The following is a 9,435-nucleotide window of genomic DNA, read 5'->3' on the forward strand; positions in this document are numbered from 1 at the left end:
CCAGTGTGCTGGTAATCCCTCCTCCTGTCATTGCTCCGCCAACATAAAGGGTGCCAGTACCGGTAAAAAGAAAATAATTTCTGACATTAGTTCCGGCCATGGTAACATCGCCGGAAACATTTACCGATCCATTCCCGATGCGGACATAACAATCGCGTGTATTAAAACCTCCATCGGTCATAGTAACAGAAGCACAGGTCAAGGAACCGTTATCGACCCATAGATATTTATCTTTATTATTAGTGGAGGGCCCGTTTAATGTTACAGTACCTGAAACTTCAAGTCCATTTGCACCGGCAAACTGAACCGATGAATTATTGGCTCCGCCGCTGATAATGAGCGCCCCAATCGGGTAGGCCGGGGTAATATTCAGAATGACATTGGTATTGTTTTGAATGGTCACTGTGCCGGCTCCCGGGTTCTGGCCCGGAAAATCGGCGGCAGCCACCCAGGCCGAACCATCATATCTCTGCCAGTTACCAACAACATTCCAGTTCCATGTACCGGTAGCAATGGTGCGGTAATCACCGGCCACCTGGGCTTCAATGCGAATAATTGGCAGGAACAAAAATACAAGACCAATGGCAATACATCTCAGGATTCCGGTAATTCCGGCCTGACCGAGATGAACTTTACCATTAATGGTGTGCAAAACCTTGGTATATTTCCTCCTATGCAATTGCAAAACCACTACTATTATTTCTAAACTGAATCTGAACAAGGCTATAAATCAATTCTGCTCCCAAATACTTATTCACGGGCGAAATATAAAAAGGAATGTGATTGTTTATAAAGAATTTATCAACAATTTTCATCCTGCAATAATTTATCTAACAGATACCATGGAAGGATACGTACTTTTTGAAAAAAAGTTTCAACAGACCTTCTATTAGATTTTATCATTCCTGCAATTTATTGAATATCAGTAATTATATATATAAATGCTTAATTCATGCAACAGAAAACTATCTGGAGAAAGTAAACAGGTTTAAAGATTCTTTATTTCTTCAATGAGTTTCTGCAGGGTATCTTTTGCATTTCCGAAGAGCATACGGGTTTTGGGGTCATAAAAGAGGAAGTTTTCGATGGCGGCATACCCTTTGCCCATGCCCCGTTTCATGACAATAATATTTTTGGCGGTATGGGCCCTTATAATAGGCATGCCATAGATAGGACTTCCCGGGTCGTCTTCGGCAGCCGGATTTACCACATCATTGGCTCCTATAACAACCACCACATCGGTATTGGGAAGCTCGGGATTGATTTCGTCCATTTCTTTCAGTTTTTCATACGGCACATCGGCTTCGGCAAGAAGAACATTCATATGGCCGGGCATGCGTCCGGCAACGGGATGGATAGCAAACTGCACTTCCACTCCGTGTTCTTCGAGCTGTTTGACCATTTCGTTGCACAGATGCTGGGCCTGCGCTACAGCAAGACCATAGCCTGGCACCACCACCACCTTTTTCGAATATGTCAGGAGCACAGCGGCATCGTTCACACTGATTTCCTTTATGGTTCCTGCTTCTTTTTCTCTGGCGGCACCTCTGCCACCAAAAGCTCCGGCAATTACATTGAGCAGCGAGCGGTTCATGGCCCGGCACATAAGAACAGTAAGGATGGTACCGGCAGAGCCAACCAGAATACCACCTGTAAGCATAGCCTGATTATGATAAAGAAAACCTCCGAACGCTGCAGCAAGACCGGTAAAGGAGTTCAGCAACGAAATAACCACCGGCATATCAGCTCCTCCGATAGGCATTACAAACAACACGCCATACACAGCCGATATGGCCAGAAGCAGATAAACCGGAAGGGCACCGATGTGGCCGTCGGCATAGATTTCGGGCCGCACCAATACCCATACAATTAACAATAACATGACCAGCAGCAGAAGGATATTTACCGGCCTGAGGGCTTTTGTGCGCAAATCGCCGATGTTTCCGTTGAGCTTACCGAAAGCAATCATACTTCCTGTAAAGGAGACCGTTCCGATCATTACACCGGGCATAATGGTAATAAGCTGTCCGTATGGAACGCCTCCGGCAGCATCAATATGAGGGAACTCCATAAGGGCAATCAGTGCAGCGCAGGCTCCGCCCATACCGTTGAAAAGAGAAACCAATTGCGGCATGGCCGTCATTTTGACACGCCGTGCTATTACCCAGCCGGCCGTAGCACCTATGGCAAAGGCCAGCAGAATAAGAGGAATATGGCGTATTGGTTCTCCGTCAACACGGTGAAACAGGATGGTAGCAATAATGGCCAGCGACATGCCAAAAGCGGCCCAGAGGTTTCCTTTTCTCGCACTGTCGGGCTTGCTTAGCATTTTTAATCCAAATACAAACAAAACGGAAGCTATCAGATAGATAAGCTCAAGAAGAGATTGTCCGTCAGTGAAACGAAGTGTTTTTATCACTTCATGGATTGTATTCATAGCGCAGAGCTTTATTTCTTAGGTTTTTTTCTGAACATTTCGAGCATGCGGTCGGTAACCACAAATCCTCCGACCACATTGAGGGTACCAAGGATGACAGCAAAAAATCCCAGTATAATGGCAGAAGTGGAATGCGCATGGCCCATAACTATTATGGCCCCGACAATAACCACTCCGTGAATGGCATTGGCTCCTGACATAAGAGGAGTATGCAGGACGGCAGGCACATGCGATATTACCTCAATGCCAAGCAGTACCGAGAGAGCCACAATAAACAGCATCTCCCTGTTAACATAAATAAATTCAAATACTTCGCTCATAAATTATTGGGATTAACTGATGACAGATTATGAAGGCTTCTCACCCGTTCATTACGGACTGCGCCCTGGAAGGTCAGGCAGGTTCCGGCAATAATATCGTCGTTGAAATTGATATTCAACACACCTTCTTTTCCGAGAACAAGTTTGAGAAAATTCAGCAGATTCCGTCCGTACATGCGGCTGGCATCAAGCGGCATATCCGATGGATAGTCGGATTTCCCCACGATCGTTACTCCGTTATATTCAAGCACCTCTCCATTTTTGGTCAGTTCGCAGTTTCCTCCGGTAGCGGCAGCAATATCAATGATGACTGAGCCGGGCTGCATTTGATGTACGGTATCTTTTAATAAAAGGACCGGTGCCGGTTTTCCGGGAATCTGAGCCGTACAGATCACCACATCGCTTTTTACGGCATGTTCATGAATTTTGGCAGCCTGGCGGCGGAGATATTCTTCCGTTTGTTCCACGGCATAACCGCCTGCAGAAGCATCTTCGCGGGCCCCTTCCACTTCAACAAACTTTCCTCCCAGACTCAATACTTCTTCCTTTACGGCTTTTCTCACATCGAATACATCTACAACGGCACCAAGCTTGCGGGCGGTAGCAAGAGCCTGCAGACCGGCCACCCCGGCACCCAGAATAAGTACCCGTGCCGGCTTGATGGTTCCTGCCGCGGTCATAAACATCGGAAAGAAGCGCGGAAACCGCACAGCAGCATCCAGCACTGCCCGATATCCAGCAACCGTAGCCATGGAACTAAGAACATCCATAGCCTGCGCCCGGGTGGTTCTGGGAACCAGCTCCATGCTGAATGAAGTTATACCACGCTGCATGAGCAGTTCAACAAGCTCCCTGTTATAAAGGGGATTCATCATTCCAATCAGCACCTTGCCGGGAGACAGATTCTTGAGTTCTTCGTCGGCAGGAGGCTGAATATGCAGAATTACATCAGATGCATCCAGAATTTCCCGGCGGGAGACAATGGTTGCCCCTGCTTCCGAGTATAAGGCATCCGGGGTAAAGGCTCTGGCTCCAGCCCCCGATTCCACCTTGACGGCTGCCCCGAGGCGGACGAGCATCTGCACTTCCCCGGGCAACAGGGATACCCGTTTCTCATGTTCCGGTTCCCTGAGAATACCAAATGTTGTCATAAACAAGCTTTTAAGACAGATTTCTCATTACCTGCCATTTTCCTCTGAAATACGGACACAAAAATAACAGAGTTTCTGAAAGTCAAAATAGTATCTGTTTTTTTGAACACAATGTAAAAAAAATAGTTACTACATTTGAAATATGTGTTTGGCAGAAATCCAGGTAAATGTTTTACAGCATTCTTAAAGAGCTATTTATTTGGAAAAAATGTATGATCATTTTCTTTCAGTATGGAATCGGATAGTTTTTTAGGAAATATTGATTTTGATAGTGCTGAAGAGCTATACCGGCAGTTCAGAAAGGATCCTTTGTCGGTTGACAGAAGCTGGCACGATTTTTTTAAAGGATTTGACCTGGCATTAAAGAATAATAAGGGCTCTGAGATTTCAAGCGAATCCCTTAAAAAAGAGTTCAATGTGCTCCGGCTTATTGATGATTACCGCAAGAGGGGGCATCTGTTTACGCAAACCAATCCGGTTCGGTCGCGAAGGAAGTACTCCCCTACCCTTGCATTGGAAAATTACGGACTCTCAGAAAAAGACTATGATACTGTTTTTCATGCGGGTGAAGAAATCGGCATAGGACCAGCTACTCTGCGCGCGATCGAGGAACATCTTAAACAAACTTATTGCCGGAGCATCGGAGCTGAATTCATGTACATACGTGATCAGGAGAAGATCCGCTGGCTCACCGGAACAATGGAAGCATCAAAAAACACTCCCGTATTTGATCAGGAAAAAAAGAAGGACATTTTTGACAAACTAAAGCTTGCGGTTGGGTTTGAGCATTTTATTCATAAAAAATTCACCGGCCAGAAACGATTCTCATTGGAAGGGGCTGAAACACTGATTCCTGCCATGCACTACCTGATCAGAAAAGGAGCCGAACTGGGTATGGAGGAATTTGTCATCGGAATGCCGCACCGGGGCCGGCTGAACATACTGGCCAATGTGATGCAAAAACCGTATGAAGATATTTTCAGAGAGTTCATTGCCAAAACCTACGATGGCAGTGTATCATTGGGCGATGTAAAATACCATCTTGGCTTTGACAATGTCATTTCAGTTGATGGCAAAAAAAGCATACGCCTGAGTCTGCTGCCAAACCCGTCGCATCTTGAGGCAGTATTTCCGGTTGCTGAAGGACTTGCAAAAGCTCTGATTCACCGGAAATACCATGATGATCTTACAAAGGTCTGTCCTGTTATACTTCACGGAGATGCAGCTATAGCAGGCCAGGGTGTCGTATACGAGGTGGTACAGATGGCTGATCTGGAGGCATATTCAACCGGAGGGAGTATTCATATTGTGATAAATAATCAGGTAGGTTTTACGACGAACTATCTCGAAGCCCGTTCAAGCACCTATTGCACAGATGTGGCCAAAGTAACCAAGTCGCCTGTGTTTCACGTGAACGGAGATGATGTGGAAGCGCTGGTCTTTGCCGTACAAATGGCTATGGAATACCGGCAGGCTTTTCATTCCGACGTATTTATTGATATACTATGCTACCGGAAATACGGTCATAACGAAGGAGATGAACCGCGGTTCACCCAGCCCACTCTTTACAAAATCATAGCCTCACACCCCAATCCCATGGAAATATATGCTGACCAGCTAATTCATCAGGGGATCTATTCGAAGGAAGAAATTGTCTCGATTACCCGGGCTTTCGATGAACTGTTAGAAGAAAAATTCGTCCGGGCAAATAAGAAACAACATTTGCACATCCGGCAATTTCTTAAGGAGGAATGGAAAAATTACCGGTATGCGCAACCGGAAGATTTTGAAAAGTCCCCTCCGACGGGTGTGGAAGAAGAACGGCTGATCCGGATTGCCCGTAAAATAAATCACCTTCCTGATTCACTGCCTTTTTTTACCAAAACACTCCGTCTTGTTCAGGAGCGGGAAAAACTGATTAAGGAAAGAAAGGCTGACTGGGCAATGGCTGAATTACTGGCTTATGGAACCTTGACTGATGAAAAAATTCCTGTACGTATTTGCGGGCAGGACAGCGTCCGTGGTACATTTTCCCATCGGCATGCTGCCCATGTGGTTGAAAATACCGATCAGAAATACTGCCCGCTCCAGCATATCAGCAGCAGGCAGGCTTCGTTCAGGATATACAATTCCACCCTTTCGGAATACGGTGCCCTGGGTTTTGAATATGGCTATGCTATTGGCACACCGGATGGATTGACCATCTGGGAAGCTCAGTTCGGAGATTTTCACAACGTAGCTCAGGTAATCGTAGACCAGTATATCTCTTCAGCAGAAGACAAATGGGGCCTTATGAACGGACTGGTGTTGTTTCTTCCGCATGGTTATGAAGGGCAGGGCCCTGAGCACTCGAGTGCGCGACTCGAACGTTTTCTCGTGCTGGCGGCCAATAACAACATGCAACTTGTAAATTGCACTACCCCGGCTAATTTCTTTCATGTCCTCCGCCGCCAGGTAAAACGTGATTTCAGGGTGCCGCTTATTGTTTTCACTCCCAAAAGTCTGTTGCGCCACCCTCAATGCATCAGCCCGCTCAGTGAGCTTGCTTCCGGAGAATTCATAGAAGTTATTGACGATGAAGATGTTGATATTCCTGAAGTTAAACGCGTGGTGTTTTGCTCCGGCAAAATCTATTATGATCTTCTGGCCCGGAAAAATGCCTTTAAAGCCAGGGACATAGCCCTTATCCGCATTGAACAGCTTTATCCCTTTCCAGAGAAACAGCTGGATGCCATCATAGAAAAATACAACAAAGCTCTGGTCTATCTATGGGTACAGGAAGAACCCGAAAACATGGGGGCATGGACCTATATTAACTATCACTTCAGAAAAATTCCTCTGATTCATATTACACGCCTGCCCAGCGGAAGCCCTGCTACCGGACTGCATGAAATTCATCAGGCAGAGCAGGAAGAGATATTATATAAGGTGTTCCGTACCTGTGACTGTGAACGCAGGAACAAGTACTGCGGCCTGCAATGTATGGTCGGAAAATCAAGACAGGAAATTCTCAGGCAGTTCAATTACATTTTTTTTGACAAACGCATTAATCTATAGTTCCTATGCAGGCAGAAGTTAAAATACCCAGTCCCGGGGAATCCATAGCTGTTGCCGATATGGCCCGGTGGATGGTTAATGACGGAGAAATGGTTGAAAAAGATCAGGAAATAGGAGAAATTGAGTCAGAAAAAGCCACCCTGCCGCTGATTGCTCCTGCAAGCGGAAAAATACATATTCTGGTGGAAGCCGGCCATACGGTACCCGTTGGAACCCTGGTTGCTACAATTGATACAAACTTTCAGAAGCAAATTGAAAAGGAAAACGAAAAGAAGGTAAAAGCGAATGAAGAAAAGTCTGATGCTACCATTCATAATATCTCCGGCAGTCAGGGATCAGTGGCTGTTTCCGTAGCACAACCCGGGGAAAAACCTGCCGGCAGAGAAAAAGAGCAGGAAACGGAAAAAGTAGTCATTACTCCCCTGGCCAGAAAAAAGATGGAAGAACATGGACTGGAAGTGCACGATATTCTGAAAGGCAAGACCCGCATTACCAGGGATGAAGTTGATAACATAATACGGCAGAAATTTGTTTCCTCGTCAAACAATGTTCAGCAGGCTGAGCGAGCGGAAAAGCGCATCAAGATGAGTGCGTTGCGAAAAAAACTGACTGAACGGCTGATAGCGGTAAAAAATCAGACCGCTATGCTCACAACGCTCAACGAAGTCGATATGAGCGCCCTGATAGATCTCCGTGAACGTTACCAGAAGCAGTTTACAGAAAAGTACCGGATAAAAATCGGCTACATGTCATTTTTTGCCAGGGCAGTTGCAGTGGCCTTGCAGGATTTTCCGATGGTTCAGGCCATGATAAACGAAGACGACCTGGTTGTTCCCAATTACTGTGATATTGGTATTGCTGTGCAAACTGAAAAAGGACTTATGGTTCCGGTGATCCGGAATGCCCATCTGATGAGCATCCCTGAACTTGAAGCTGAAATCCAGAAATTTGCAGAAAAGGCGCGCAACTATAAACTTTCCATTGAGGAAATGTCAGGAGGTACCTTTACAATAACTAACGGAGGAGTATTTGGAAGTCTCCTGTCAACCCCTCTTCTCAATCCTCCCCAATCGGCTATTCTGGGAATGCATAGCATAGTTAAACGTCCAGTAGCAGTAAACGATCAGGTAGTAATACGTCCCATGATGTACCTTGCTCTTAGCTATGACCATCGGGTAATTGACGGAAAAGAATCGGTTGGTTTTTTGTTAAAAATCAAAACTTTAATTGAACATCCCATCCTCCTGCTCACGGACGGCAAGAATCCGGAAGAAATATTGCTGGGAATCGACTAGAACGGGGAATTAGTTTGCTTTGCTCCTACTTCCTTATCCGGGTTATAAAAAAAAAGCTGCCGCTTAAGTGCGACAGCTTTTTTAACGGCTAAAAAGTGCCTTATTTCACCATTCCGGCGAGTTCGCTTCCAGCCTTGAATTTTACTACCTTCTTGGCAGCAATCTTGATTTCCTTGCCGGTCTGCGGGTTGCGGCCGGTGCGGGCATTTCTCTTAACAACAGAGAAGGTACCGAAACCAACGAGAGCAACTCTGTCACCCTTCTTGAGGGCAGTGGAGGTAGCTTTAATGAAAGCATCCAGAGCTTTCTTGGCATCAGCCTTGGTCATTTTGGCTTCGCCGGCAATTGCATCAATCAGTTGTGCTTTGTTCATAACACTTAGGTTTTAGGGTTAGAAATAAATTTAAAGTATCATACACAGACACAAATATATATCATTTTATACAGGAATAGCAAGAGTTTTAGGATAAAAAAACGCTGGATATTGATAAAATTAAGTAATTCATTCATTAACAACTCGTTTTATACTGTAAAATGAGGCTTTTTAGTGGCTAAACGTTCCAAAAAGCCGAGAAATTAACAAGTTTTCAACAGGTAAAAACGTAAAAAGTGCACAAATAAACGCTTTTTTTTGTCAGAAATCATAAATACTCTGATACCAATGCAGAATAAAATTCCTGTGTGCTGAAGTTTTTATTGAACCGGTATTTCAAAAAACTTCCATATAGGTTTTCCGCTGCAAAATATCCTTGATCAGATCTTTTACGCCAATTGGCATTTGATTGAAATGCAACCCGGTCATCCTTTTTAGGAATCAATGATTTGCCGTATAAGAAAAGAGAGTCTTTTTTGCCATGTATTTGGCTGAGTTATCAAAAGGTATTATTTTTGCAGGACCGGAGAAATGGCAGAGTGGTCGAATGCGGCGGTCTTGAAAACCGTTGTCCCGCTACCGCGGGACCGGGGGTTCGAATCCCTCTTTCTCCGCAGCCGCAATGGAATCCCGCGATAAGCGGGATTTTTTATTGTCCGAAGTCCGATGGAAGCTCTGCTTACAGAAGGACTGAGGACAATAAAAAAAGCAGACGAAGCGAAAGCGAAGGATGCCATTGCGGCTGCTGGATCCCCCCTTCCGGGATCACCGCCAGGTAATCCCTCTTTCTCCGCAGCCGCAA

General features: G+C 45.4%; 7 protein-coding genes and 1 tRNA gene. 3 read left to right on the forward strand and 5 right to left on the reverse strand.

Features of this window, described 5'->3' with window-relative positions:
* The 4 genes from GX419_04990 to GX419_05005 all read right to left on the reverse strand — a co-directional run.
* A partial coding sequence (locus GX419_04990) for a hypothetical protein (protein NLI24042.1) occupies window positions 1-652 on the reverse strand: 652 nt, incomplete at its 3' end.
* Window positions 653-988: 336 nt separating this feature from the next.
* On the reverse strand, window positions 989-2,437 hold the full coding sequence (locus GX419_04995) for an NAD(P)(+) transhydrogenase (Re/Si-specific) subunit beta (protein ID NLI24043.1): 1,449 nt from the start codon (window positions 2,435-2,437) through the stop codon (window positions 989-991).
* Between the two features lie 11 nt (window positions 2,438-2,448).
* On the reverse strand, window positions 2,449-2,757 hold the full coding sequence (locus tag GX419_05000) for an NAD(P) transhydrogenase subunit alpha (GenBank protein ID NLI24044.1): 309 nt from the start codon (window positions 2,755-2,757) through the stop codon (window positions 2,449-2,451).
* Complete coding sequence (locus GX419_05005) at window positions 2,754-3,908, reverse strand: Re/Si-specific NAD(P)(+) transhydrogenase subunit alpha (GenBank protein ID NLI24045.1); 1,155 nt, start codon at window positions 3,906-3,908, stop codon at window positions 2,754-2,756. The genes GX419_05000 and GX419_05005 overlap by 4 nt, the downstream gene beginning before the upstream one ends.
* Before the next feature lie 231 nt (window positions 3,909-4,139).
* Here GX419_05005 and GX419_05010 point away from each other — a divergent pair, with 231 nt between their 5' ends.
* Window positions 4,140-6,965, forward strand: coding sequence for a 2-oxoglutarate dehydrogenase E1 component (locus GX419_05010; protein NLI24046.1), 2,826 nt, complete (start codon window positions 4,140-4,142; stop codon window positions 6,963-6,965).
* Between the two features lie 5 nt (window positions 6,966-6,970).
* A complete protein-coding gene (gene odhB, locus GX419_05015; GenBank protein ID NLI24047.1) occupies window positions 6,971-8,260 on the forward strand; it encodes a 2-oxoglutarate dehydrogenase complex dihydrolipoyllysine-residue succinyltransferase in 1,290 nt (429 codons plus the stop codon).
* Between the two features lie 100 nt (window positions 8,261-8,360).
* Here odhB and GX419_05020 read toward each other — a convergent pair whose 3' ends face one another.
* A complete protein-coding gene (locus tag GX419_05020; GenBank protein ID NLI24048.1) occupies window positions 8,361-8,633 on the reverse strand; it encodes an HU family DNA-binding protein in 273 nt (90 codons plus the stop codon).
* A 525-nt stretch (window positions 8,634-9,158) separates the two neighbouring features.
* Here GX419_05020 and GX419_05025 point away from each other — a divergent pair.
* Window positions 9,159-9,247: transfer RNA gene (locus tag GX419_05025), tRNA-Ser, on the forward strand.
* Window positions 9,248-9,435 lie beyond the last annotated feature (188 nt).

It is taken from the genome of Bacteroidales bacterium (genome assembly GCA_012517825.1).
In the GTDB taxonomy this organism is placed as follows: Bacteria; Bacteroidota; Bacteroidia; order Bacteroidales; family JAAYUG01; genus JAAYUG01.